The organism is Bifidobacterium scardovii JCM 12489 = DSM 13734 (assembly GCF_001042635.1).
GTDB classification, from domain to species: domain Bacteria; phylum Actinomycetota; class Actinomycetes; order Actinomycetales; family Bifidobacteriaceae; genus Bifidobacterium; species Bifidobacterium scardovii.
Genome location: NZ_AP012331.1, coordinates 3020648 through 3046178, shown reverse-complemented (window position 1 = coordinate 3046178; position 25531 = coordinate 3020648). Strand labels below are relative to the sequence as shown.

Sequence of the window (25531 nt, the reverse complement as noted above, 5' to 3'; positions counted from 1 at the left end):
GTTCTCGCCGCCGGCGAATGGAGGGGCCGCTTGCGGCTAGGCCGCGATGGCGGTGGTGTCGCGCAGGATCAGTTGCGGGCGTATCGCCTCGAACTGCTGGTCCAGCGGCTTGTGGCTCATCAGATCGAGCGTCTTGCGCGCGGCGCTCGCGCCCAGATCGTACGGATTCTGCCGCAGCGTGGTCAGGCCGATCTTGGCGCAGAACGGGATGTCGTCGAAGCCGATCAGCGAGAGATCCTGCGGGATGCGGCGCCCGTATTGGGGGAGCCGGTACAGGACCGGCAGCGCGACCTCGTCGGTCTGGAAGCACACCGCGGTCGGCGCCGGCGACATCGTGGTCAGCTGGGCGATCACCATGTTGGTCGGGTCGTCGTGGCCAGTGAAGCGGATCTGCTCGGCCTGCACGTCGGGGTGGGCCGCACAGGCGTCGAGCAGCCCCCGCAGACGCTCGTCGGCGCTGAAGCGCAGCTGCGACGAGTCGTCCGGCGCCCCGTACACGAAGGCGATGCGGCGGTGGCCGAGTGATACCAAGTGCTCCACGGCCATGTGCATGGCCTGCTTGTTGTCGATGCTGACCGACGCGTCGAACCCGTCGGTCGAGGGGATGTTGATGCCGACGATCGGCACGTTGATGTTCTTGAGGCGGCCGACCTCATCCGGGTCGATGTCGAAGGAGCACACGATGACCGCGTCCACGTTGCGCCGCACCGGCATGTCGGTGAAGAACTCGTGCCGGGTCTGCGCATTGGGCATGCCGTACAGCGACAGGTCGTACCCGGCCGGATGGAATACGGAATTGAGGCCCTCGTAAACGTTGGCATTGAACCATGTGCTGATGCGGTCCGAGTGCAGCAGGGCGATGCGGAAGGACTGCCCGGACTTGAGCGCGGCCGCCGACCGGGAGACCTGGAAGTCGAGTTTCTGCGCTGCGGCCATCACCCTGGTACGGGTTTCGGGCAATACGAGATCCGGCTTGGCGAAGGTGCGCGACACCGTCGACACCGAAACCCCCGCCTCGGCGGCCACCGCCTGAATGCTTGCTTTGGTCATGGCGTCCTCGCTCACGTTGAAGGTACAACAACGATCTGATAAGACAACGTTATCATACGCATGACGCCAACGCTACCGCAGCGGGTCCGTGACGCTGCCCGTTTGGGGCGCCGCCCCCCGGCGTTGCCGCCTGTTGCGACGCCGGATGACGACACCGGGAGCGGGCGGCAACGCCGCTTGCGAACGGCAACGCAGTTCGCAAGCGGCGCGGGGCGTTCAGTCCCGGCGCTCGCCTCGCATGACCGCGGCGAGCGACAGCACGCGCGGGTTGGCGAAGACCTCGTCGGTGTGCACGATGGCTCCGGCCGCGTCGACCAGCGGAATGCGCCAGTTCGGATACTGGTCGGAGGTGCCCGGCTGGTTCACCGTGGCGTGCTGGCCGGTGCCGTCCACGATCGCGGCCTGGCGTAGCACGGACGGCGTGGCCGTCAGCATGGCGTGCATCGCCTCGACGATGCACTGCTCATGCGCGGGCACGTCCGCGGCCGCTTCGGCGTCCAGCCAGCCGCCCTCCACCAGCATGTCCAGCATGGCCTGCCGCTCGGCGGCGGCCGATTTTGCGAACTCCTCCACCGGTTCGGTGAGCAGGTGCAGCTTCTCGCGCAGCTGGACGTGCTCGAATTCCAGATAGCCCGCGGTCGGCGGCAGATCGTGCGTGGTCACCGAGGCCAGCGCCTGCCGGCGGTAGTCGCTCGGCGGCGCGTATGGGTCGCCGGCGTTCGGCGAATCGTCGACGCGGGCGAACCATGCGACGTCGGTGCCCAGCACGCCGTGCGCGGCCAGCACGCGGCGCACGTAATCGGGCACCGTGCCCAGATCCTCGCCGATCACCATGCCGTTCGCGCGGGTCGCCTCGATGGACAGCACGGCGATCATCGCCTCGTGGTTGTACGTCACGTAGGCGCCGCCCTTCGCGCCCTTGCCCCGCGGGATCCACCACAGGCGGAACAGGCCGAGCACATGGTCGATGCGCACCGCGCCGGCGTGCGCGAACATCGAATGCACCATCTCGCGGTACACCCGGTAGCCGGTCCGTTCCAGATAGCGCGGGTTGAACGGCGGCTGGCCCCAGTCCTGCCCCTGCTGGTTGTAGAAGTCCGGCGGGCAGCCGACCGTCACGCTGCCGACGGCGAAGCGCTCGGGGCTCCACCACACGTCGGCGCCCAGTGCGTGCACGCCGACGGCCATGTCCTGCATCAGGCCCAGCGCCATGCCGGCGTCCTTCGCGGCCCGCTGCGCCGAGGACACCTGCTCGTCGGCGATCCACTGCAGCCAGCGGTTGAACTCGAACAGATCATGATGGTCGCGCACCAGACCGGAGACCTCGGGCGACGTGCGATCGGTGCGGCCGAACCACGAGTCCGGCTCCCACGGCGCGCCCCACACCTCGAAGGCCAGGCACCATGTGGCGAACGAGTCGAGATCCGGGCCGGCCTGCTCCTTGAACCGCGCGAACGCGGCCTCGCGCTCGGCGGAACGCGGGTGGTCGAAGATGATGCGCAGCGCCTGGCGCTTGGCGGACCAGGCCTCATTGATGTCCAGCGGATTCGGATCGTCGTTGCAGGGGGCCACGGCGGCGTGCAGCGCGGCGATGCGGCTGCGGTCGCTGTCGCTCAGCTCGCCGTATTCGGCGATGTCCTGGGGGCGGATGTACGTGACGTTGAGGAACCGGCGGGACTCGGGCAGATAGGGGGAGGGCTCGAGCGGCGGGATCGGCGCGCCGGCGTGGATCGGGTTGATCAGCATGAAGTCGGCGCCGGATTCGGTGGCCGCATCGACCAGCAGCCGCCTGAGGTCGCCATAGTCGCCGACGCCCCACGAATCCTTGGACCGGATGGAATACATCTGCGCCATCCAGCCCCAGCGCGGATGCTCCTCGACGGCTTCGGGCAGCGGGATGCGCCCGGGGGCGACCATCAGCGTGGCGGTGGCTTCGCGCTCGCCGGCGGCGACGCTGAGCGTGTGGTAGCCGATCGGCAGATCGGTTGGCAGCGAAAGGACCTGTTCCGTGGGGTTATCCCCGGGGCGGATGTCGCCCGGCGCGCCATGAAGCACGGTGCCGTCCTCCAGGGTGATGGCCGCGGAGGGCTTCTCGTCCCCGCCGCAGTGCAGGGTTACCGTGGCGGGCGCCCCCGCCGCGGCGACGATGGTCTGCTGGGGCAGCAAACGTTTGCTGTTTTGCTCTTCGATATCGGCGATCGAGCGGTCGATCGCCTCGTCGCTCGACGCGTCGACCCCGAGCGCGCCGAGGACGTCGACCAGTACGTCGTCGTCGATCTCGACGTAGGTTCCGAGCTGGTCGATATACGACGTCGACACGCCGGCGGCTTTGGAGAGCCGGATCAGCGGGCGGGCGAGCCGCTCGGGGCTTTCGGTCCTTGCGGTATTGGCGTCATTGGGTTTGGTTGATGCTTCGGGGGTGTGCTCGGATACTGTGTTGGCAATCTCGCTCATCGATGCTCTCCTTGACTGGATGTGGTGCGTCAGCGCGCCGGTGCATCTGTGCCCGTCGTGCTGCAACTTCGCGGCGCCAGTGTTTCGACGGTATTGGCAAACATATGTATTCTGAAGATACCGCGTATTGACATCGTTTGCAATACGACGGTGTTTTGCTGTGCGGATTGGTGCATGATGGCTGTGCCGTGGCATCCCGATCCGCAAGACCGCGCCGTGCGGCCGATGCCTCATGGCATTCCGCCGGCGGCTGGAGCCGGGGCGTCACTGCAGCGTGGCGGCGATCAGGAGCATCGCGGGGTAGAGCGCGTAGAAGGCGACGCGCGCCCATGCCCGCGAATACCCCGGAACTCCGTTGCGGTAATGGAGTATGGCGGCGCCGAACGCGGGCGTGATGCAGCACAGCGCTCCGATTGCGGCGGCGCCCAGCATCATCGTGTTCTCCCGTTTGGAACCGAGATGGAAGATGATCGCCGAAAGCAGGATCAGGACGCCAAGATTCATGATCTGCTGGCGTACCCCGATGCGGCCGACGACCATCCAGACCACGCCGGCGGCGGTGACGATTACGACAACCAGCCGGCGCACGGCGGGCGGCCGGTCACGGAACTGGTCGATCAGCGCCAGCGCGGCCAGCGTGATCGCCAGCGCGAATACCGGGTTCTGCGAATGCCAGTCGACCGGCCGGCCCGAGGTCGACAGATCGTAGGGCGCTTCCGTGACGGCGGCGAGAGCGAGCAGCCGCAGGGCATAATGCCATGTGCTGCGTGTGCGGGCGTATCCCCATGTCAGCAGCCAGGCATAGATCGGCGCGGCTATCCATGAGACGGCCTCGCAGAGCACGGCGAGCGTCAGGGCGGGCATGCTCAGGCTTGCGGGGTCGATGGCGCCTCTGCCGGCTCCGGCCGGCAGCATCATCGCGCCGACCGGTTCGCATGCCAGCAGCGCCGCGCCGATCACCTTGAGACGGAAAACGGACAGTCCCCGGGTCTGCGTGTGCGCGTTCATGCGGCTCTCCTTGCCATAGGTTAGCTATAAGTGATATGGGCGGTGCGCGCCGGGTGGCGTGCACCGGATCATGCCTCGCGCCGTGCCCTCGTGCGGCGCCATATGGTGAAACTGAACGGGGGCAGTTCCAGCCGTCGGTCAGCGGTCTCGCCGGGGGTGAGGTCCTCGGAGCAGTAGACGCATGACCACGCATGCGGCGCGGTTCCCGCCACCTCGCCGTATGGAGCGGGTGTTGCCAGATCGGCGGTGCTCTGGTACTGCACGTTGCCGGTCGGATTGATCGCTATGCAGTCGCCTCCAACGCGGAACACGACGATCTCGTCGGTTCGCGGCACCACCATGCGCGCCCCGCCGAAGTAAGCCGGATCGGCGCGGCGCAGTTGGATCAGTGCCCGATAGTGATCGACCAGTGACGCGAACCGCCGTGTGCGCCGCCAATCCAATTGGTTCAGCGGCGCCGGGCTGTTGAACGAATCGGATACGCCATATTTGGTGCGGGCGAATTCCTCGCCGCCCAGCATGAACGGCGTGCCGGCCGAGGCGAACACGATGCCGGCGGCCAGGCGGTTCGCGCGCAGCAGATCGGCGGAGCCGGCGCCTTCTCCCGCGTAGTCGGCGTCGGCCGGCATGCGCCGCATCGCCGCGCACAGCTTGTCCCACAAGGTCAGGTCGTCGTGCGCGGATGCGTATTGCATCACCTGCGCCACGCCGGCCGTTTCATGGGGCGTGCCGCGCCAGGCGTCGGCTGCATGGCGGATATCGGGCGCATAATCGGCCGCCGCGCCGGTCAGATAGCCGGGCTCCCGTCGATGGAAGACATGGCCGCGCACCGCATCGCGCGTGGCATCGCAGAATGCGCCGATGCGGGGGTCCAGATACGGCATCCCGCGCTTGTCCGCCGCCATCGTGCCCGGCTCGAGTTCGGTCTTGCGCGCCGCCCATGGCTCGCCGTACATGAGTATCGATGCGCCGCCGGGCAACGAGTCGAGCGCCGCCCGGATTGCATTCATCGTATCCACGTCGATCAGCCCCATCAGGTCGAACCGAAAGCCGTCGATATGGTATTCGGCCGCCCAATAGACCACCGAATCCACGATGTACTTGCTCATCATCGGGTGCTCGGTGGCCACGTCGTTGGCGCAGGCCGATCCGTCGGAGAGCGTGCCGTCCGCGCGCCGGCGCAGCGCGTAGCCGGGGATCATGCGCTCGAACCAGTTGTCGTTGTCGAACATGTGGTTGTAGACCACGTCCATGATCACCTTGATGCCGGCGCGATGCAGCGATTGGACCATCCGCTTGCATTCCCGGATGCGCGTGGAGCCGTTGAACGGATCGGTGCTGTACGATCCTTCGGGCACGTTGTAGTTGAGCGGGTCGTACCCCCAGTTGTAGGTGCGGCCCGGATCGCCGGGAGGGACGGATTCGTCCACCGAGCCGTAATCATAGAACGGCATGATCTGCACGGCGGTGACGCCGAGACGCTTGAGATACGCGAGGCAGGTCGGGTATTCCCCGGTTCCGTCCACGCTGGTGGAGTCGTCGGTGAAGGCCAGGTAGGTGCCGCGGTGCGTCGCCGGGACGCCGCTGTGCGGATCGTTGCTGAAATCGCCGATATGTGTCTCCCAGATCACCAGTTCGCTGGCGGGAACGGCGGGGCGGCGGTCGGCCGGCCATCCGTCGGGATCGGTCAGTCGCAGGTCGACGACCATGCTGCGCCGGCCGTTCACGCCGGCCGCGCGGGCCCATGGATCGGCGGTTCGGGTGGCGGTGCCGTCCGGGAACCGCACCACATAGTCGTAGTAGGTGCCGTGGCCGACGCCGTCGCATCGTGCCAGCCATGTGCCGTTCGGGCCCGGCGCGAGCTCATGGACGCCGGTCGGGGCGTCGGCTCCGCCGGACGCCTCGCCGGGGGAGCCGACGGCGAACAGTCGCAGCACGCCTCCGCTGGCGGTGGGCGCCCACACGCGGAAGGTCGTACCGTTGCCGTCGGGGAAGGCGCCGAGATCGTCGCCGGCGTATATCGGATAGGCGGGGCACGGCATGGCCTGGCCTGCCGGCGTCCAGCCGGATGATGCCGATGCGGGGGTTGGCTGCTCCATGGCGGTGTTCCTTCCGGGGTGTGGTGTCGGGTGTCCGGGATGTTCGAGTCGTGTGCAATGTGTTGGTCGTGCGCCCCGGCCATATTGGGCAATGGCCCGGGGCGCCCTGGTTGGCGGACTCAGCCCTTGATGGCGCCGTTCATCGACTCCTGATAGAAGCGCTGCATCACGATGAACAGGATCGCGATCGGCACCGAGATGATTACGGCGGCAGCCGCGAAACGGGCGAACCATTCGTTGAGGTATTCGCGGCTGAGCATCTGGTACAGGCCCAGCGCCACCGTGTAGTTGTCCTGCGTGCGGGCGATCGCCTTGGCCATCACGAAGTCGAGCCACGGACCCAGAAACGACGTGAGCGCCTGGTAGACCAGCATCGGCTTGCATACGGGGATGATGACCTTGGTGAACACCTGCCAGCGGGTGCAGCCGTCGAGATAGGCCGCCTCGTCGAGCGACATGGGGATGGTGTCCATATACCCCTTCATCACGTAGAACCCTGCGCCGGAGCCCGCGGAATAGACGAGGATCAGCGCGACGGTGACGCCGGCGCCCTGCGTGAGCCCCAAGGACTTGAGGATGAAGTAGATCACCACCACCGACATGATGCCGGGGAACATGCCGAGCACAAGCACGATGTTCATGAACGACTTGCGGAAGCGGAAGCGCATGCGGCTCAGGCAGAACGCGACGCACAGCACGAAGAACACGCTGATCGCGCATACGACGATCGAGATGACCAGCGTGTGCATGAACATGCGCGGGAAGTTGAGCACATGGTTGTCGGTGAACAGCTTGACGTAGTTGTCGAGCGTGTACTCGGCCGGGAAGAACGTCTCGTTGTACGGACCGGGATTCTTGTTGAAGCTCTCCAGCAGCACCCAGGCGATCGGGATCACCCAGATGACGGATAGTGCGGCGAGAAGCAGGTGGCTGAGGATGTCGCCGGCGATGCGGCGCTTGCGCTGGTCATGCCACAATGGGTTGCCGCTTGGCGCGGTGCTTGCGGGTGCGGCGTCGTTCCTGACTGTGGTGCTGTTCATCGGAACCCTCCCTCGTTCTTGTAAGAAGCGCTGCTGCGGTAGGTGATCAGCGAGACTGCGGCCAGCGTGATGAAAGTGAAGATGCCGATGACGGCACCGAGATTGTAGTCGCCGCGATCCACGGTGAGCTTGTACAGCCAGGTGATGAGCAGGTCGGTCTTGCCGGCCGTGTCGCCGACCGGCGTCGGGCTGCCTCCGGACAGCAGGTAGATCACGTTGAAGTTGTTCACGTTCCCGGTGAATGTGGTGATCAGGTACGGGGTGAGCACGAACACCAGATACGGCATGGTGATGCGGGTGAACACCTGCCACCAGTTCGCGCCGTCGAGCCGGGCGGCCTCGTACTGGTCGGCCGGGATATTCTGCAGGATGCCGGTGATCTGCATGATGGTGAACGGTATGCCGATCCACAGGTTCACGACGATCACGGTCACGCGCGCCCACGTCGTGTCGGTGAAGAACGGCAACGGCGCGTCGATCCAGCCCCACGAGGCCAGCAGGCGGTTGATGGCGCCCTCCGGCTGGAGCATTTGGTTGATGACCAGCAGCGAAACGAACTGCGGGACCGCGATCGACAGCGAGAAGATGGCGCGCCAGAATCCCTTGAGCCGGGTGGTGCGGCGGTTGATGACCATCGCGAGGAACAGGCCGAGGAAGAAATTCAGGAACGTGGCGAAGAACGCCCACACGAGCGTCCACGTGAGCACTCCGGCGAACTGGGCGGCGTTGATCTCGCCGGTGTCGCTGAACAGCTGGGTGAAGTTCCTGAGCCCCACCCAGTCGAACAGCAGCACATGGTCGGAGTCGTAATCGGTGAATGCGATGCACATCATGATCAGCGTCGGCAACACGGTGAACGCGAGGATGCCGAGCACCGGCAGCGACATGAACGAGATCTGGGCGTTGCGGTCGGTGATGCCGCGAAGATCGTCGCCGAAGCCGGGCGCCCCGCCGGTCTCGGCGGCGAGCAGCTGCGCCTTGTAGGCGCTGCGTACGGCATATGACCAGAAGATGGCGAACAGCACGGTGATGAACACCGTGGCCACGCCGTACACCATGAGCAGCACGGAATTGTCGCCGGGGTCGTAGTGCCAGTATCCGTCGATCTTTTGCCGGGTCTGCGTGCGCGAGCCCAGCGTGGCGAGCGTCGTGAGCGAGGGAACGCCGGAGACGGCCATATAGGCGAGGTACGCGATTTCCACGGCGAGGAACAGCAGTCCTTTGGCGATCTGCCTGCGGGCCAGATTGCCGGCGCCGAGCACGAGGAACGACAATCGGGTGAATGCGTCGCCGCTGGATGCCGCGGCGCGCAGCGTGTAGCGCGAGGGCGTGATGCGGCCCGCCGGCCGGCGGCCCTTGCCGCGGCGCGTGGCGCGCGGCGAAACGGTGGTTTCCATGAAATGATCCTTCTTTCGGTGCCGGCTCTACAGGAGGTTTCTGTAGGAGGCCATCCATTGTTCGGTGAGCTTCGCCGCGTTGTCATGGGTGACTTCGTTGTTGTAGATGGAGTTGCCGAAGTTCTCGCACGGCGCCCAGAAGTTGCTCATCTCGGCGATGGACGGCTGCACGACGGAGGTGTCGGCGATCGTGTCCATCTGGGCCTGCGCCACGGCATCCTTCTCGATGTCGGGGTCGGACGCGAGCCCGGAATCGGAGGGGATCACCGATCGCATCTCGTAGTGCCTGCGCTGCGAGACGGTGTCGGACAGGAATGCGGCGAGCTGGTCGGCCGCCACCGGATGCCTGGTGTACGGGTTCCACCCGTACACGGTCGATCCGGCGAATGCCCGCATCTGCACCCGCCTGCCGTTCAGCGTGAATGAAGGCAGCTTGGCCACGCCCCAGTCGTCGCCGAGATTCGCGCGTACGGTGGCCGCATCCCAGTTGCCGGTGAAGACCACGTCGACGGCTCCGCTCTTGAGCCCGGCCAGGCCGGAGCCGTTCTTGTCGTTGACGAAGTTCGGATTGTTGCGCAGGTCGACCAGATAGTCGGTGACCTCGGCGCCGGTCTGGCCGCCGAACCGCACGCCCGAGGCCGCGTCGGTGCCGTCCTCGCCGAACAGCGTGCCGCCTGCGCCGATGTAGAAGGCGGGCAGATACCATGAGTTGGTCAGGGGGAACGACACCTTGCCCTTGGCGAGCATCGCGTCCAGCGAGGTGAGGTCCTGCGCGGTGAATCTGCTCTTGCGGTAGTACATGAACCAGGTGTTGCCGGCCAGGGGGACGCCGTACGCGTTGCCGTCCTTGCCGGTCACGGTCTGCAGCATCGTGGTGTTGCCTTCGGTCTGCCGCTTGAGCTGCGCCATGCTCGGATCGCTCACCTGCCCGATGGCGCCGGCGTCGAGCAGCGTGCCCAGCTGGTCGCTGGCGAACGTGTACACGTCGGCGGCGACGGTCGGGTCCTGCTTGGCGATGGCGGCCGCGTCGGCCGAGGCGACGACCTGATTCTTCCATGTGATCCGGTACTCGGGGTGATCCTGTTCGAACTGCCGTTCCATGGTCTGCAGCCACGAATTCTCGTTGAGCTGGTCCTCCTGGGAGGCCCAGACCACGAGCGTCATGCGCTCCTGATCTGAGTTCGGACCCGCGCTACTTGCGCCGCCCGCACCGCAGGCCGTGAGCAGGCCGGCGGACACGGCGCATGCCAATGCCGCGGCGATCCTCCGGTTCCATCGTGCAATCATCGTTGATTCCTTCCTTCCGGGGCCCGGTGGTGAGGGCCCCATGCGACTGCGCCGTCCGGGTTCGGCTTCGAAGAGCGGGCGTCGCGGTGACGGCATTCAGTGTACGCAGTTTTGCAAACGTACGCAAATTTTCTGCAAATAAGAATGTGGCGTCGGCGTTTTGTTTTCTAAAAGTATTTATTTTTGAATCTTGCACGTTGTTGACAGCGTTCGCACTCAGGTTGCCAACGTATGATGATGATATCCGTTCGAAAGAAGGTCGACGATGACTGGTGCCATCCGGCGCCCAGCATGGCTGGAACGCGCACGTTTCTATGAGATCTATCCGCAGAGCTTCGCCGACGCGAACGGCGACGGCATCGGCGACCTGCCCGGCATCATCCGGCATCTCGACTACATCGAGGACTTGGGATGCAACGCGCTGTGGATCAACCCCTGCTACGACTCGCCGTTCAAGGACGCGGGCTACGACGTGCGCGACTATACGCGCGTCGCCGAGCGGTACGGCACCAACGACGATCTGGTCGCCCTGTTCGATGCGGCGCACCGACGCGGCATGCATGTGCTGCTCGATCTCGTCCCCGGCCATACCAGCGAGGAACACGCCTGGTTCCGCGCCGGCGCGCGGGCCGATCCGGCCGACCGGCACCTTTCCGGCGCGGGGGAGGACCTTTCCGAGCGCTATATCTGGACCGACTGCTGGATTTCGGGAGGCGACGGCCTGCCGTTCGTCGGCGGCGAGGAGGAGCGGGACGGCACGTATATCCTCAACTTCTTCAAGTGCCAGCCGGCGCTCAACTACGGGTTTGCGCATCCGAAGCACGCCTGGCAGAAGCGTGCGCTCGGGCCCGAGGCGCTGGCGACCTGCGATGCGATGCTCGATGTGATGCGGTTCTGGCTCTCCCGAGGGGCGGACGGTTTCCGCGTGGACATGGCGGACAGCCTGGTCAAGCATGACGACGGCGGCAAACCGTACACCATCCGCACCTGGCAGTATATGTTCTCGAAAATCCGCCCGGAATTCCCCGAAGCGGCCTTCGTCTCCGAATGGGGGCGGCCGGGCGAATCGATGCAGGCCGGGTTCGACATGGACTTCTATCTCGACTGGCGATGGGACGGATGGCCGAACGGCTACAACATACTGCTGCGCAACACCGATACCCCGTTGGTTCGGGAAGGCGACGCCAGCTATTTCAACGCCGATTCGGAGACGTCGATCAAGGGCTTTCTCGATCAGTACCTGATGCAGCTGCGGGACGCCGAACGCTTCGGCGGCTACTTCGACCTGATCACCGGCAACCACGATACGCTGCGCGTGGGCCAGCGCCTGACCGCGCGCGAACTCAAGGTGGCGTACGGCATGCTGCTGACCATGCCCGGCTGTCCGTTCCTCTACTACGGCGACGAGATCTGCATGCCCTACCGGCCGTTGCCCACCAAGGAGGGAGGATATGTGCGCACGGGCAGCCGTACGCCGATGCAGTGGGACGATACGCCGAACCGCGGGTTCTCCGCGGCGCCGGCCGGGCGCCTGTACCTGCCGGTGGGCGAGGATGGCGGAAGCCCCGACGTTGCCGGGGAGAAGAGGGATGCCGATTCGCTGTACCACTGGGTGCGTGCGGTGCTCGCCGTGCGTGCCGGGCGCCGGGCGCTCGATGCTGGCGGGCGCTTCGACGTGATCGCGGCGCCGGAGCACGGGCGGCTATTCGCCTATGAACGTGGGGCCAAGGGGCGTTCTGACGGTGCCGCCGCATACGGCGACTCGGGCGTCGAAGTCGGTGACGCTGGTGCCGGGGCCGGCGGGCCTGCCGATGCAGGGGATAGGGTCATCGTCGCGATGAACCCCGGTCGGGGCGAGGAGTCGTTCGCTCTGCCGCAATGGGCGAGGCGTTCCGCTGCGGGTGCGGGGCCGGGCGTGCTGCTGAGCGTGGGCGACGTGTGTATCCGCGGTGATGCCGTGGCGCTCGGCCCGCAGAGTTTCGCCGTCATCGGCTGATCCGGGCGGCCGTGCCTGACCGCGCCTGGCCGTGCGCCGGGGCGGTCACCGGGGCTGGTGCACCGCGTCGGTGCCGCGCAATATGAGCTGTCCGGTGACGGTTTCGTGCGCAAGATCCAGCGGGCGGCCCGCGATGAGGTCCAGCGCCTTGCGCGCGGCGGCCTGCCCCATGGCCTCCGGGTCCTGCCGTATGGTGGTCAGGTTCACGTCATTGGCATAGGTGCTGTCGTCGAACCCGATGATCGAATAGTCCTTCGGCGTGTAGTGGCCGTAGCGCTGCAGCCGCATGATCAGGGGGATGGCGAGCATGTCCATCTGGCAGCATATCGCGTCCGGGAACCGGTCGAGGGCGATGAGCGCCGCCAGCGCCGCATCGATGAATCCGGGACCGCGCTGCACGGTGAGCACCTGCCAGTCGAGATCGCGCTGGGGGGCGGACGCCTTGCAGGCGCGCACGAAGCCGCGGCCGCGCGCGTCGATGCTGGCGTTCATCGAGGTCTCCGAGGCGGAGCAGACATAGACGATATGCCGGTGGCCGAGGCTGATCAGGTGCTGCGTGGCCCGGAACATGCCTTCCTCGTCGTCGATGCTGATCGAGGCGTCAAATCCCTCGAAGGAGGGCGTGTTGATGCCGATGATCGGCACGTTGGCCCGGCCCAGCTGCTCCACCTCGTATGGATCGATCGCGAAGGACGCGACGAATACGGCGTCGACGTTGCGGCGGATCGGCAGTTCGGTGAAGAACGCACGCCGCGTTTCCGCCGTGTCGATGTGCTGGAACAGGGAGATGTCGTAGCCGGCCGGGTGCATCACCGATTCGATGCCGGCCAGGGTCGCCGCATTGAACCAGCTGGTGATCCCCTCGTTCATGAGCAGCGCCACGCGGTACGTTTGCCCCATCTTGAGCGCGCCTGCGGAGCGGGAGATGTTGTAGTCGAGCTGATCCGCGGCTTGCAGCACCTTGCGCCGGGTCTTGTCGGAGACGAGCTCGGGGCGCGTGAAGGCGCGGGATACCGTGGAAATGGACACGCCGGCCGCCTTGGCCACGTCGTGGATGTCGGATTGCGCCATGCGATCTCCTTGATGTGTTGCCGCACCTTGCCGCACCGGTGCCGTCTGCGCGCGTTGCGTGGTGCGCGGGTTCGCTAGGGGGTGACCCGTTGCCTCCATCATACTGCAAACGTTCTCAGGTTGTTGCACGGTGTCTCCGGCGCCGGATGCGGCGGCTGTTCGCCATGCGCGTGTCGCGGTGGATCAAGGTGCGTGTCGCGGTGTTTTCGGCGGGAAACCGGACTATTTCTCGAACCGCTTTAATCGTTGAAAAATGAGTATGTATAAGTTTGCAAAAAGTATGTTATGCTATAGGTGTGCACATTCCGGAGTCGGAGCTGGAAGTGCCGGGTGTCCGAGGCTTCTCGCGCGGATGCCGGAGAAAAGGAAAGTTCATGCGACATGGGTGTCGCGCTGGAGAAAACAAGGAGTGAAGATGACGTCAGTGAGGAAAATCATCGCTTCCGCTTCGGTGCTTGCGCTGGGGCTTGGTGCGTTGGCCGGCTGCGGCAGCGACAACGCCGGCACCTCGGACAGCGAGGGCAAGGTCTACATGCTCAACAGCAAGCCGGAGGTGGTCGATCAGCTGCAGGAGCTGGCCGACGCCTACACCGACGAGACCGGCGTGCAGGTGGACGTGCAGACCGCTTCGTCGGGCACCTACGACACCACGCTGCTGTCCGAGCTGGCCAAGGACAACGCCCCGACCATGTTCAGCACGGCTGGGTACGCCACGTTCGCCCGCTACAAGAAGTACCTTGAGCCGATCCAGGACAGCGAGGTCTACGGTCTGCTCAACGACGACGCCAAGGCCAACTCGCAGAAGATCGGCGACGACTCCTACACGATCCCGTATGCGGTGGAGTACTACGGCATCATCTACAACAAGAAGATCGTCAACGAGTACGCGAAGAAGAGCTACGCGGTCATCAAGTCGGCCGACGGCATCACCGGCTACGACGTGCTCAAGAAGGTCGTCGAGGACATGAACAAGCACAAGGACGATCTGGGCATCCAGGCGGCGTTCGCCACGCCGGGGCTCGAGTCGTCGGACACCTACCGGTTCGCGGCGCATATGACCCGCCCGCCGATCTTCTTCGAATACCGTGACAACAACACCACCTTCATGAAGGAGATCAAGGGCACGTATCTGGACAACTACAAGGACCTGTTCGATCTGGAGATGAACAACAGCCCGACCGAGCGCACCATGCTCGGGTCGAAGAACTACGAGGACTGCACGTCGGAGTTCGCGCTGGGCGATGTGGCGTTCTATCCGAACGGTGTGTGGGCGTACAGCCAGATCAAGGACAACGAGGTGGCCGACGAGGATCTGGGCATGCTGCCCTACTGGATGGGCGTCGACGGCGAGGAGGACTACGGCCCCTCCACCGTGTACGAGGCGACCTGGGGCATCAACAAGAACGCCAGCAAGGCCGATCAGCAGGCCTCGCTCGACTTCATCAAGTGGATGGTGACCTCCGACAAGGGCAAGGAGATCATGTCCAAGGACATGGGCTTCGCGGTGCCGTTCACCACCTTCGGCGACGACGACCAGCCCGACAACCCGCTGGTGAAGGCGGCCAAGAGCTGGGAGGACAAGGGCAAGAAGTACATGCGCAGCGTGGACGTGCCCGACCAGAACTGGCAGAACGGCATCGCCAACGCGCTGCTCGAGTACGCGCAGGGCACCGGCGAATGGGACGGCGTCAAGAGCGCCATCGTCGACGGCTGGAAGTCCGAGTGGGCCGCCAGCGAGAAGTCGCAGGGCATGCTGCCCGGGCAGACCGACTTCACCTGGTGACATGGCGGCGTTCGTTCCCCGTGATCGGGGATCGGGCGGCGATGATCTGAGGGGTGGCCGCGCGGCCGGAATGGCGCCGCGTGGCCGCCCCTTGTTTTTTGGGGAGGGGGCTTCTTGGCGCGCCGCCGCTGGTGGGGTCACTGGCCGCGCGGGCTCACCGGGCGAGCGGCCCCGTCGTCAGGCGCGGGATCAGCTGCAGGTCGGCCAGCCCGTGCGGCTCGTCCGGCGCGTCCCCATCGATCAGGTCCAGCGCCTTCCGGGCGGCGATCTCGCCGAGCGCGCGCGGATCCTGCCGCATGGTCGTCAATCCGTACTGCTCGGCGTACGTCGCGTCGTCGAACCCGGTCAGCGATACCCGCTCCGGGACGGCGATGCCGTGGCGGGTCAGCGCGAAGGCGAGCGGCAGAGCGCACATATCGGCGTAGCAGCACAGTGCCGTGGGCATGTCCGGCCCGAGGGAGACCAGCTGGCCGGCCATCCGCTCCATCGGGTGATCGGACCGCTCGTCGAAGAACAGCTCGCGCGCCCGCACCGGCGTGCCGGCGCCGTCGCAGGCGTCGTGGAACCCCAATGCCCGGGCCTCGGCGCTGTGCGAGAGCTTGGTGGTGATGATCGGGCTGACGTAGGCGATGTCGGTGTGGCCCAGCGCCAGCAGGTATTCGGTCATCTCGCGCATGCCGGCGCGGTCGTCGATGCCGATCGAGGCGTCGCAGGCTTCCGCGGAGGGCGGGTTGATGCCGATGATCGGCACATGGATGCTGCGCAGGCGCTGCGTTTCGTTCGGTTCGATGGCGAACGACGAGACGATCACCGCGTCGGCGTTGCGCCGCACGGGCAGCGTGGAGAAAAAGCTTCGGCGCTCCTGCGGGGTCTCGATCTGGTAGATGACGATGTCGTATCCGGCGGCGCCGAGCGTGGCGTTCAGTCCGGAGAACAGATTGGCGTTGAACCACGTCGAGATGTCCTCGCTGATCAGCAGGGCGATGCGGAACGATCGGCCGGTCTTCATCGCGGTGGCCGACCGCGAAATCGAATAGTTGAGCGCCTCCGCGGCGGCGTACACGCGCTTGCGGGTCTTCTCGGAGACCAGATCCGGCTTGGCGAACGCGCGCGACACGGTGGCGATGGAGACGCCGGCCTTGACGGCGACCTGCGCGATTCTCGCTTCCATGGCGTGCTCCTCATGCTTGCGTGGCGGCTGCGGCCGTTCCGTCCCCAAGTGATCCCGGCCTGTCTCGGTTCATTCTACCTTGTATCTTGTGCGAAAATATAGAGTAGAACCGGTTCGACACGTCGAATGTATAAGTTTGCAAAATCTATGGTATGATTATCGGCAATGCAAACAATTCCAATATGTATGAGTTTGCATCACGGTACGACGAAGTGCTGAAAGGCAGTCGTCGCAACAGGAATTAGGAAGATGCGGTTTCACACAACCGCGCAGAGGAGCCAAGGAGCGAACGATGAAGTCAGCTCAGAAGATCATCGCCACAGGAGCCGTACTCGCTATGAGCATCACTGCGCTGTCCGCATGCGGCAGCAGCACTGCGGATGCCAGCAAGGGGAAGGTCTACTTCCTGAACACCAAGCCCGAAATCGTCGATCAGCTGCAGGAGCTGGCCGATGCCTACACCGACGAAACCGGCGTCTCGGTCGACATCCAGACCGCGGCCTCCGGCACCAGCAACCAGACGCTGACCTCCGAGCTGTCCAAGAAGGACGGCCCCTCCATGTTCAATCTGGCTGGTTTCGATCAGTACGCGAAGTTCAAGGACTACCTCGAGCCGGTCCAGGATTCCGAAGCCTACAAGCTGCTGACCGACGAGGGCAAGAGCTACTCGTTCAAGGACGGCGACACCGCGTACACGATCCCGTACGCGGCCGAGTGGTACGGCATCATCTACAACAAGAAGATCGTCAACGAGTACGCGAAGAAGAGCTACTCGGTCATCAAGTCGGCCGATGACATCACCAGCTGGGATGTGCTCAAGAAGGTCGCCGACAGCATGCAGGAGCACAAGGACGACCTCGGCCTCGACGGCGCGTTCTCCACTCCGGGCCTCGACGCCTCCGACAACTACCGCTTCGCCGCGCACATGGACCGCATCCCGCTGTTCTACGAGCTCAAGGATCTGGGCAAGACGTTCTCGCTCGACATCACCGGCAAGTACATGGACCACTACAAGGACCTGTGGGACACGATGGTCAAGGACAGCCCGACCGAGGCGTCCCTGATCGGCTCCGGCACCTATGAGGACTCCACCGCCGAGTTCTCCACCGGCACCGTCGCGTTCTACCCGAACGGCGTGTGGGCGTACAGCCAGATCAAGGACAACGACGTGGCCGACGATGACCTCGGCATGCTGCCGTACTACATGGGCAACCCGGGCGAGGAGGATTACGGTCCCGCCGCGGTGTACGACGCCAACTGGGCCATCAACAAGAACGCCTCCGACGAGGACAAGCAGGCCTCGCTCGACTTCATCAAGTGGATGGTGACCTCCGACACCGGCAAGAACGCGATCGCCAAGGAAATGGGCTTCGCCGCTCCGTTCACCTCGTTCGGAGACGACGACCAGCCGGCCAACCCGCTGGTCGCGGCCGCCAAGGAGTGGACCGACAAGGGCAAGAAGGCCGTGTACTCCGCCAACATCCCCGGCCAGCAGTGGATCGACAACGTGTCCAACGCGCTCGTCGAGTACACGCAGGGCACTGACAAGTGGGACGCGGTGGTCCAGGCCCTCGCCGGCACGTGGAAGACCCTGTGGGAGGCGTACGAGCAGTCCTCCGGCATGCTTCCCCCGGAAGACCCGCTGTCCTGAACGTGACATCGCCGCAGGCCGGCGCCGTGTAACGGGCCCTGCGCTTGCGGCGTGACGATGAAGCGGCCATGGCAAACGCCATGGCCGCTTTTGCGTGCCGTGCCGCCCGTCAGTCCAGAGCCGGCTCTTCGATCGACGACGTGCTGTTTCTGATGATCAGACGGGTGGCCAGCAGCTCGTGGGGGCGCTCGAGCGTCTCCCCCTCGATCAGGGCCAGCGTTTTCGCGGCGACGCAGCGGCCCAGTTCGGCGGGATCCTGCCGCATGGTCGTCAGGCCGCTCTCCTTGGCGTAGGTCGAGTCGTCGAAGCCGGTCAGCGAGATGTCGCGCGGCACATGCATGCCGTATCGGATCATGGTGAAGTACAGGGGGATCGCCATGAGATCCATGACGCAGCATACGGCGGTCGGGCGTTCCCTCAGGGCGAGGATCTGCGACAGCAGATCGTCGGAGGGCTCGTCCACCTCCTCGTCGTAGTAGATGGTCGTGGGGATAACCGGGTGGGACGCCCCACGGCAGGCGTCCTGAACCCTTGGATGCGCAGGTCGGCGCTGTGCGGGATCGAGGGGGACAGGCGGTGCCTCACGAATGCGATGCGTTCGTGGCCGAGTGCGATCAGATGCTCGGCCACCATGCGCATGCCGTTGCGGTCGTCGATGCTGACGGTGGCGTCATAGCCGTCCGAAGACGGCGTGTTCACGCCGACGATGGGGATGTGCACGCTTTGCAGGCGGGACACCTCGTCGGGGTTGACGTTGAACGACGAGACGATCACCGCGTCGGCGTTGCGGCGCACGGGCAGCTCGGTGAAGAACCGGCTGCGCTCTTCGGGGGTGACGACCGGGTAGATCGAGATGTCGTAGCCGTCGTCGTGCAGCACGTCGTTCAGACCGGAGAACAGCTGGGAGTTGAACCAGGTGGAGATGTCCTCGCTGACCAGCAGCGCGATGCGGTAGGCGCGACCCGTCTTCATGGAGGTCGCCGACCGTGAGATCGAGTAGTTCAGCTGATCGGCCGCGGTGAAGACCTTGGTCCGGGTCTTTTCCGACACCATGTCGGGACGCGCGAATGCGCGGGACACCGTGGCGATGGAGACGCCGGCTGCCGCGGCGACCTGCGCGATGCTCGCTTCCATGGGAATATCCCCCCGATATGTATAGGTTTACATGTTGGTTTTTCAAGTGTATCGCGTCTTGCCGGTTGCTGTGGTGCAAACGCGTTATTGGTTGCTGTGGGAGCCGCAACGGCGTGGCTCCGGTAGCGGGGCGTTTCGGACAGATCGTGATTTAGGCGGGGTGTCTTGCGGCGTCTCTGTGGAGAGGGCGGGCGGCGCGTATTTATCGGTGATGCCGGTAATGGCGATGGTGGCGGGTTTGACGTCGATACGCGAGTTGTCGGTGCGTGGGGTAGTAGCGGGGCCGGTTGCAGACCGGTTTGCGTCAATGATGGTGAGGTTCGCGGTCCTGCCGGCTGATCCGTGCATCGATAACTCGGGTTGGAGATGCAGTGAGGCTGTGATGATGGTGAGGAGACGCCAAGTGACGCCAAGTGACGCGCGAACAACCAAGCTCCTCCGTTGGTGTCTCATGGCCATTGCTCGCATAAGCTGTTTTAGAGCGAGAAGATCTCTGCGATACGATACGTACTATTACGGGCGCGACTGGAAGGACGTGGACTACGACGAGTTCCGCGGACGACTGACCGCATACCTGACCCACTACAATGAGGCAAGGATCAAGAAGTCACGGGGATGGATGAGCCCCGTGCAATACCGCAAACACTTTGGAATGGCCGCCTAGCCGTCCAAAAAACATCCGCACCCCCTGGGGAGAGTGCGGCTCATCCCTTGAACGGCTGGGATTCGGGCAAGGATCCGTTCGTTTCCTTGTTGTTCTGCCATTCCGAGGACCAGTTGTCGACGTATGCCTTCTTGACCGTGCTCCAGTCGGAGGCGCCCTGCGTGTAGTCGAGCAGCGCGTTGGCCAATTCGTCGCCCCAATGGCCGGAAGGCAGGGCGAAGGACCGGATGAACGGAATGTTCTTCTCCTGATATTCGAGCGCGGCGGTAATCAGCGGGTTGTTTGGCTGATCGTCCTTGCCGAACGTGGTGTACGGCGCGGAGAAGCCCATATCCTGGCTCAGGGCCTTCTTGCCCTCATCGCTGTTGACCAGCCACTTGAGGAAGTCGAGCGTGGCCTGCTTGTCCTTGTCGCTGGAATCCTTGTTCACGCCCCACGAGGCGTCGTAGATCGAAGCCGGTCCGTATGCCGACTCGCCGGGAGCTCCGATGTACAGCGGCAGCATGCCGAGATTCTCGTCCGCCACGTCGTTGTCCTTGATCTGCGTGTAGGACCAGACGCCGTTCTGGTAGAACGCGGTCTGACCGGTGGCGAATTCGGCGGTGGAGTCCTCGTAGGTTTTGCTGGATAGCTCGGTCGGTTGCACGGTGGAGTCTTTGAGATACAGATCCCAGATGTTCTTCATGTCATCCAGATACGTGCCTTTGATGTTCTGTTCGAAGGTGGTGCCCGCGTCCTTGTATTCGTAAAACAGCGGGATGCGGGACAGGTGGCTCGCGAAGCGGTAGGTGTCCGAGGCGTCGAGTCCGGCGTTGGAGATGGCGCCTTCGAGGCCGAGATCGTCCTTGTGTTCCTGCATCGAATCGCATACCTTCTTGAAGGTTTTGAAGTCCTTGATGTCGTCGACGCTGTTGATGACGGCATAGTCCTTTGCGATGTAGTCCTTCAGGATCTTCTTGTTGTAGATCATGCCGTAGTATTCGGCGGCGAACGGAATCGTGTACACGGCCTTGCCATCGCCGTTCGCGTAGACCTTGCCCTCGTCGGTGAGCAGCTGGTACGCGTCGCTTCCGGAGATGTCGGCGAGGTGGGACTTGTAGCGGGCGTAGGAGTCGAAGCCATTGATGGTGAGCAGGGTCGGAGCCTCGGATTTCGCGAGCTCGCTCTTCAGCGTCTGATCTAGGGTGCCGGCCGCTGCCGTCTCGACGATGACCTCCACGCCGGTTTCCTTGGTGTACTGGTCGGCGACGTCCTGCCAGATGTCGGCGACCTCCGGCTTGGAGTTGATGTAGTAGACCTTGCCCTTGGCCGGATCGGCATTGCTGCTGCCGCAGGCGGCCAAGCCGCCGATGCCAAGGGCCATCACCGCGGTGATGGCGCTGATTCTGCGCAGGATTCCTTGTGCCTTATTCATTTCTCGCTCCTTCGCGGTTTTGTTGCGGCGGGCCGGTTGCTTCGTCGCATAGAGGTCTCGTATCTGCTGCATGGGGTGGATGCTGGCATGGGTGCCTGCTTGGGTGCGAGGGCGGGGCTTGTCCTGTTGCGTGATAGTCTGCTTCGCATCCTTTGTGAAACCCTATGCAGAATATTTATTTTTAAGTTGCAAAAGCAATATAACACAATATGAAAGCGTATGCAAAAAGAAGTGATAGGCGAGGGTGTTGAGCGACTGTTGTTGGGCAGATGAGGGTCCAGGGTGAATCGTTCTTGTGCATAACACTCGAGTTGTCGGTGCGGGAAGGTCGATAGATGTTCCCGTAAAGCTGCTTTTTGGTCAAAAAAGCCGGCAAACAACCGGTTCCACTACTGCGTCGCGCACCGACAACTCGTGAATTGGGAACATACGTGCCGCGAATAGCCCTGACGGCTCGAAAGGGATTGAGTGAGCTTCGTCCTCTGTCCGCGCGGGCGCGCCGGTCCCTACGCGCGCGGGGCGGCGGTGGAAGATCTCATTACCAGATGCGCCGGAACGATATCGTGCTCCGGGGCCGGGGTGTTGCCGGCAAGCAGCGACAGCGTCTTGCGCGCGGCGGCGGAGCCCATCGCGGTGGGATCCTGATGGATCGTGGTCAGTCCGGCATCGGCGGCATATGTGCTGTCGTCGAATCCGGTCAGTGAGATGTCCTTGGGAACATCGAGTCCGTAGCGGCGCAGGCGGAACAGCAGCCGCATGGCGATGTTGTCCTCCTGGCAGGCGATGGCGGTTGGCTGCGCCTTTCCGTCGAGGATCTCCGTGAGGGCCAGGTCAATGCAATCGGAGCCGTCGCTCAGCGTCACGATGCGCAGATTGATTGGGTCGGCGCTGGAATCGCAGGCGTCTGAGAATCCTTCCTCGCGTTGCAATGCGCTGTAGTGCAGCGACGAGACCGGATTGGTCCGCACGTAGGTGATGCGCCGATGCCCCAGCGAGATAAGGTGGTCGGCGGCCAAGGTGGCGGCGCGGCGGTCGTCGACGCCGATCGAAGCGTCCAGCCCCTCGTATGAAGTCGGATTGATGCCGACGATGGGTACGCCGATCGAGGCCAATCGTTCGCTCTCCTTGGCGTCAAGCCCGAACGAGGCCGTGATGACGGCGTCGACATTTTTCTTGACCGGCAGCGTGCTGAAGAATTCCCTGCGCTCCTCGATGTTGGTGACGCGGTAGATCGAAAAATCATAGCCTGCGGGATGCAGCACCACATCGATGCCATCGATCAGCGACGAGTTGAACCATGTCGAGGCGGCGTCGCTCAGCAGCAGGGCGATGCGGAACGATTGGCCGGTCTTCATGGTGGTGGCGGCGCGTGTGATCGAATAGTCGAGATCGTTGGCGGCGGCGAGCACCTTGTCGAGGGTCTTGCTGCTCACGAGTTCCGGGCGCGTAAAGGCGCGCGACACCGTGGAGATGGACACCCCGGCCTTGGATGCCACGTCGTAGATCGAAGCTGCCATGAAACACTCCCCGCGCATTGTTCGGTAGCACCATTGTCTCGCATCGGCGCGCGTGGGTGTGTCTCGGGCGGTGCGACACAGGGCGGCATGGTGGGGCATGCTCTCGATTGATCCGACTCTGGTGCTGCTGGCATGCTATTGCCGCCGCTAGGTGGTGGATACGTCTTGTTCCGGGGGATCTTGGCGTGCTGCCGCTGCCGGATGGTGGTGGGAATCTCTCGCTGAGACCGTTCAGCGAGAGATTCCCGCCACAGGCCGGCTATTTGAGCTTATTGACGGGTTCTTATCGGGAGATTGTTGCCATCGGATGGACTGCCTGGCTTGCTGGAGGTGCGTGGAGAGGGGCCGGTGCCGCAAGCTGGATGGTTCGGCTCGCTGAGGTAGCTCTGAGTGAGAGACGCGCGCCAGGAAGCGGCGGATGCATCTCGCTTGGGAATCCACGGCGTAGCAGGGATGCCTTTCCCGGCGATGTTTCTCGTCCTCGCTCCTCCTCGGCCCCCAGAACCCGATTCGTCCGCTGTTCATCTGAAATTACGCTGCATGACCGCTGAACTACCACTGCAGGACTCCTTGCGGCCATACCGTAAAGGCGATCGGGATCCCCGCAGTCGCGCGGAGGATCCGGGCCGGGCCTGATGGTCCCGACGATTGTTCCAGGAGTGGAAGGAAACACAGTGAAACATCAGTTGAAGGCCGCTTCCGCAGCGGTTGCAGCGCTCGCCGTGATGGCGGCGTTCCCCGGTATGGCTCTTGCCCAGGACGGCAAGGGCGTCGCCGAACTGGCCCAGCACGGCGGTGCGCAGCGCATCGCGGGCGTGTATGGCAACGCCACGGCGAAGAACGTCATTCTTTTCATCGGAGACGGCATGGGCGACTCCGAGATCACGGTCGCCCGCGACTATCTGCATGGCGTCAACGGATCGTTCGACGGTCTTGACAAGATCGGCCAGCCGAACCTGAACACCGTGGAGACCGGCACCGGCCAGTACACCACGTTCTCGCTGGGCGCCAACAGCGGCGACAGCCTGATGGCGAAGAACGCCTACGGCAGCCTCGCCGGCGGCAAGACCGCCGGCGCCATCACCCCGGTGACCGACTCCTCGGCATCCGGTTCGGGCTGGGCCACCGGCACCAAGACCTACAACAACGCCGTCGATGTGGACGTCAACGGCAACCCGCAGCTCAACCTGATCGAACTGGCCAAGGCCAAAGGCCTCGCCACCGGCAACGTGACCACCGCGGAAATTCAGGACGCCACGCCGGCCGTGCTCGAATCGCACTCCACCGAGCGCTCCTGCTACGGCCCGCAGGGCAAGACCGACGGCACCAGCAGCAATGCGGCCAAGAACTGCCTCGCCAGCCAGCTCAAGGAGAACGGCGGCATCGGCTCCATCTCCGAGCAGCTGCTCGACACCCGCGCCGACGTGACCATCGGCGGCGGTTCCAAGTACTTCCGCCAGACCGCCCAGGGCGGCGACTACGCCGGCAAGACCCTGTGGGATCAGGCCAAGGAGCGTGGCTACCAGACCGTGGAGAACGACGTCGACGCGTTCTCGGGCCTGCAGTACAAGGACGGACAGCCGGTGCTGGCCCTGCTGAGCGACGGCAACATGCCCACGCAGTACAACCCGTCCGTCGCCACCAAGCAGGACCCGGCCAAGGATGAGAACCCGGTCGAGTGCAGCGTCAACGAGAAGTGGCTGGGCAACAAGAACGCCTCCGGCAACTCCGCCTCGCTGGCCGACATGACCTCGAAGGCGCTGGACCTGCTGCAAGCCAATCCGAAGAGCCAGAACGGCTTCTTCCTGCAAGTCGAAGGCGCGTCGATCGACAAGCAGGACCACAACGGCAACGCCTGCGGCCAGATCGGCGAGACCGACGACCTTGACAAGGCCATCTCCGCCGCGCTGGAGAAGATCGACCTGAGCGACACGCTGGTCATCGTGACCGCCGACCACGCGCACACCAGCCAGATCGTCGAGTCCCAGCCGGCCTACGCGCTGAGCACCGTGCTCAGGACCAAGGACGGCGGCAACATGGTCGTCTCCTACGGCACGTCCGAGGACAACCTGTACTCCGACGGCAACGACACCGAGGGCACCGCGGACGCGAGCAAGGCCCAGGGCAACATGAGCCACACCGGCACGCAGCTGCGCATCGCCGCCTCCGGTCCGGGCGCGTCCCGCGTCGACGGACTGACCGACCAGACCGACAACTTCTACACGATCGCGTATGCGCTGGGGCTTGCGGCCGACACCGATGCGCAGAAGGCGCTGTCCAACGACGGCACGGTCGCGGTCAAGAAGGCCGATGACGGTACGTATTCCGCCGAGCTCAACGGCTTCAACGGCGACGCGGTGATCTCCTACGAGCTCAAGGACAAGGCGTCCGGCAAGGTCGTCGCCGCGTCCAACTCCGACACCCCGGTCTCCGGCGTAAGGGTCGCTACCGGCGAGACCACCGGCATCTCGTTCGGCGACTTCCAGCCCGCTGAAGGGGCCTCCTACACGCTGACCGTCACCGGCCGCCAGTCCGGCAAGACCGCGTCGGTCGATTTCCCGGCAGCCTCGGGCACCGTCGACAAGAAGCCCGGCGCCGGTCAGAACGGCGAGCAGGGCAAGGATTCCGCTTCGGGCACCGTGGCCGAAGGCCAGGTGCAGAAGCCGGCGGCTCCGCTGGGCAGGACCGGCGCCGCGGTGATCGCCGTCGCTCTACTGGCGGTGGCCCTCGGCTGCGCCGCGCTGGGCATCAAGTTCGCCAAGGCTCGCCGCTGAATGACCCGCGTGCGCTCCGGC

Annotated in this window: 17 protein-coding genes and 1 pseudogene; 5 read left to right on the top strand and 13 right to left on the bottom strand. The window is 64.5% G+C overall.

Annotation, left to right across the window (positions count from 1 at the left end):
• Positions 1–36 precede the first annotated feature (36 nt).
• The 7 genes from BBSC_RS12240 to BBSC_RS12210 form a co-directional block, all read right to left on the bottom strand.
• Positions 37–1050: a LacI family DNA-binding transcriptional regulator gene (locus tag BBSC_RS12240; RefSeq protein WP_033519088.1), complete on the bottom strand. Its 1014-nt coding sequence runs from the start codon at positions 1048–1050 to the stop codon at positions 37–39.
• Between the two features lie 216 nt (positions 1051–1266).
• The gene (malQ, locus tag BBSC_RS12235; protein ID WP_033519089.1) at positions 1267–3504 is read right to left on the bottom strand and encodes a 4-alpha-glucanotransferase; all 2238 of its coding nucleotides are present in this window, start codon (positions 3502–3504) and stop codon (positions 1267–1269) included.
• Positions 3505–3768: 264 nt separating this feature from the next.
• Entirely contained in the window at positions 3769–4512 is a 744-nt protein-coding gene (locus tag BBSC_RS12230; protein WP_033519090.1) for a TraX family protein, read from the bottom strand.
• A 68-nt stretch (positions 4513–4580) separates the two neighbouring features.
• Positions 4581–6611 carry a type I pullulanase gene (gene pulA, locus BBSC_RS12225; protein ID WP_033519091.1) on the bottom strand — a complete coding sequence of 677 codons (2031 nt, stop codon included), beginning with the start codon at positions 6609–6611 and terminating at the stop codon, positions 4581–4583.
• 119 nt (positions 6612–6730) lie between these two features.
• A complete protein-coding gene (locus BBSC_RS12220; protein ID WP_033519092.1) occupies positions 6731–7651 on the bottom strand; it encodes a sugar ABC transporter permease in 921 nt (306 codons plus the stop codon).
• Positions 7648–9048, bottom strand: a complete 1401-nt coding sequence (locus BBSC_RS12215; RefSeq protein ID WP_033519093.1) for a carbohydrate ABC transporter permease — start codon at positions 9046–9048, stop codon at positions 7648–7650. Before BBSC_RS12215 ends, BBSC_RS12220 begins: the two co-directional genes overlap by 4 nt.
• Before the next feature lie 27 nt (positions 9049–9075).
• Entirely contained in the window at positions 9076–10335 is a 1260-nt protein-coding gene (locus tag BBSC_RS12210; RefSeq protein WP_046726043.1) for an extracellular solute-binding protein, read from the bottom strand.
• Between the two features lie 265 nt (positions 10336–10600).
• On the opposite strand from BBSC_RS12210, the gene BBSC_RS12205 reads away from it, so the two are divergent.
• Positions 10601–12331, top strand: coding sequence for an alpha-amylase family glycosyl hydrolase (locus tag BBSC_RS12205; protein WP_033519094.1), 1731 nt, complete (start codon positions 10601–10603; stop codon positions 12329–12331).
• A gap of 45 nt (positions 12332–12376) precedes the next feature.
• Here the strand turns inward: BBSC_RS12205 and BBSC_RS12200 are convergent, their stop codons facing one another.
• On the bottom strand, positions 12377–13402 hold the full coding sequence (locus tag BBSC_RS12200; protein WP_033519095.1) for a LacI family DNA-binding transcriptional regulator: 1026 nt from the start codon (positions 13400–13402) through the stop codon (positions 12377–12379).
• Between the two features lie 415 nt (positions 13403–13817).
• Here BBSC_RS12200 and BBSC_RS12195 point away from each other — a divergent pair, with 415 nt between their 5' ends.
• Positions 13818–15185, top strand: a complete 1368-nt coding sequence (locus tag BBSC_RS12195; protein ID WP_033519096.1) for an ABC transporter substrate-binding protein — start codon at positions 13818–13820, stop codon at positions 15183–15185.
• 154 nt (positions 15186–15339) lie between these two features.
• Here BBSC_RS12195 and BBSC_RS12190 read toward each other — a convergent pair whose 3' ends face one another.
• A complete protein-coding gene (locus BBSC_RS12190) occupies positions 15340–16356 on the bottom strand; it encodes a LacI family DNA-binding transcriptional regulator (protein WP_033519097.1) in 1017 nt (338 codons plus the stop codon).
• A 292-nt stretch (positions 16357–16648) separates the two neighbouring features.
• Between BBSC_RS12190 and BBSC_RS12185 the strand changes: the two genes are divergently transcribed.
• A complete protein-coding gene (locus tag BBSC_RS12185; RefSeq protein ID WP_033519098.1) occupies positions 16649–18007 on the top strand; it encodes an ABC transporter substrate-binding protein in 1359 nt (452 codons plus the stop codon).
• 109 nt (positions 18008–18116) lie between these two features.
• On the opposite strand, the gene BBSC_RS14420 is transcribed toward BBSC_RS12185, so the two are convergent.
• On the bottom strand, positions 18117–18488 hold the full coding sequence (locus BBSC_RS14420; protein ID WP_308201340.1) for a substrate-binding domain-containing protein: 372 nt from the start codon (positions 18486–18488) through the stop codon (positions 18117–18119).
• A complete protein-coding gene (locus BBSC_RS12180) occupies positions 18425–19141 on the bottom strand; it encodes a LacI family DNA-binding transcriptional regulator (protein WP_306558617.1) in 717 nt (238 codons plus the stop codon). Before BBSC_RS12180 ends, BBSC_RS14420 begins: the two co-directional genes overlap by 64 nt.
• A gap of 511 nt (positions 19142–19652) precedes the next feature.
• Here BBSC_RS12180 and BBSC_RS13810 point away from each other — a divergent pair.
• Positions 19653–19805 (top strand): annotated as a pseudogene (locus BBSC_RS13810) (IS3 family transposase); the annotation flags it as partial.
• Between the two features lie 40 nt (positions 19806–19845).
• Here the strand turns inward: BBSC_RS13810 and BBSC_RS12170 are convergent.
• Both BBSC_RS12170 and BBSC_RS12165 read right to left on the bottom strand, forming a co-directional pair.
• On the bottom strand, positions 19846–21219 hold the full coding sequence (locus BBSC_RS12170; RefSeq protein WP_046726042.1) for an ABC transporter substrate-binding protein: 1374 nt from the start codon (positions 21217–21219) through the stop codon (positions 19846–19848).
• Positions 21220–21725: 506 nt separating this feature from the next.
• A complete protein-coding gene (locus BBSC_RS12165) occupies positions 21726–22736 on the bottom strand; it encodes a LacI family DNA-binding transcriptional regulator (protein WP_033519099.1) in 1011 nt (336 codons plus the stop codon).
• A gap of 635 nt (positions 22737–23371) precedes the next feature.
• Here BBSC_RS12165 and phoA point away from each other — a divergent pair.
• On the top strand, positions 23372–25510 hold the full coding sequence (gene phoA, locus BBSC_RS12160; protein WP_046726041.1) for an alkaline phosphatase: 2139 nt from the start codon (positions 23372–23374) through the stop codon (positions 25508–25510).
• Positions 25511–25531 lie beyond the last annotated feature (21 nt).

Bases quoted from the DNA above. Each gene is read 5' to 3' on its own strand.
- malQ (WP_033519089.1), bottom strand. From the start codon at position 3,504: ATGAGCGAGATTGCCAACACAGTATCCGAGCACACCCCCGAAGCATCA.
- BBSC_RS12180 (WP_306558617.1), bottom strand. From the start codon at position 19,141: ATGGAAGCGAGCATCGCGCAGGTCGCCGCGGCAGCCGGCGTCTCCATC.
- BBSC_RS12215 (WP_033519093.1), bottom strand. From the start codon at position 9,048: ATGGAAACCACCGTTTCGCCGCGCGCCACGCGCCGCGGCAAGGGCCGC.
- BBSC_RS12210 (WP_046726043.1), bottom strand. From the start codon at position 10,335: ATGATTGCACGATGGAACCGGAGGATCGCCGCGGCATTGGCATGCGCC.
- BBSC_RS12240 (WP_033519088.1), bottom strand. From the start codon at position 1,050: ATGACCAAAGCAAGCATTCAGGCGGTGGCCGCCGAGGCGGGGGTTTCG.
- BBSC_RS12200 (WP_033519095.1), bottom strand. From the start codon at position 13,402: ATGGCGCAATCCGACATCCACGACGTGGCCAAGGCGGCCGGCGTGTCC.
- phoA (WP_046726041.1), top strand. From the start codon at position 23,372: ATGGTCCCGACGATTGTTCCAGGAGTGGAAGGAAACACAGTGAAACAT.
- pulA (WP_033519091.1), bottom strand. From the start codon at position 6,611: ATGGAGCAGCCAACCCCCGCATCGGCATCATCCGGCTGGACGCCGGCA.
- BBSC_RS12190 (WP_033519097.1), bottom strand. From the start codon at position 16,356: ATGGAAGCGAGAATCGCGCAGGTCGCCGTCAAGGCCGGCGTCTCCATC.
- BBSC_RS12195 (WP_033519096.1), top strand. From the start codon at position 13,818: ATGACGTCAGTGAGGAAAATCATCGCTTCCGCTTCGGTGCTTGCGCTG.
- BBSC_RS12230 (WP_033519090.1), bottom strand. From the start codon at position 4,512: ATGAACGCGCACACGCAGACCCGGGGACTGTCCGTTTTCCGTCTCAAG.
- BBSC_RS12220 (WP_033519092.1), bottom strand. From the start codon at position 7,651: ATGAACAGCACCACAGTCAGGAACGACGCCGCACCCGCAAGCACCGCG.
- BBSC_RS12170 (WP_046726042.1), bottom strand. From the start codon at position 21,219: ATGAATAAGGCACAAGGAATCCTGCGCAGAATCAGCGCCATCACCGCG.
- BBSC_RS12205 (WP_033519094.1), top strand. From the start codon at position 10,601: ATGACTGGTGCCATCCGGCGCCCAGCATGGCTGGAACGCGCACGTTTC.
- BBSC_RS12165 (WP_033519099.1), bottom strand. From the start codon at position 22,736: ATGGCAGCTTCGATCTACGACGTGGCATCCAAGGCCGGGGTGTCCATC.
- BBSC_RS12185 (WP_033519098.1), top strand. From the start codon at position 16,649: ATGAAGTCAGCTCAGAAGATCATCGCCACAGGAGCCGTACTCGCTATG.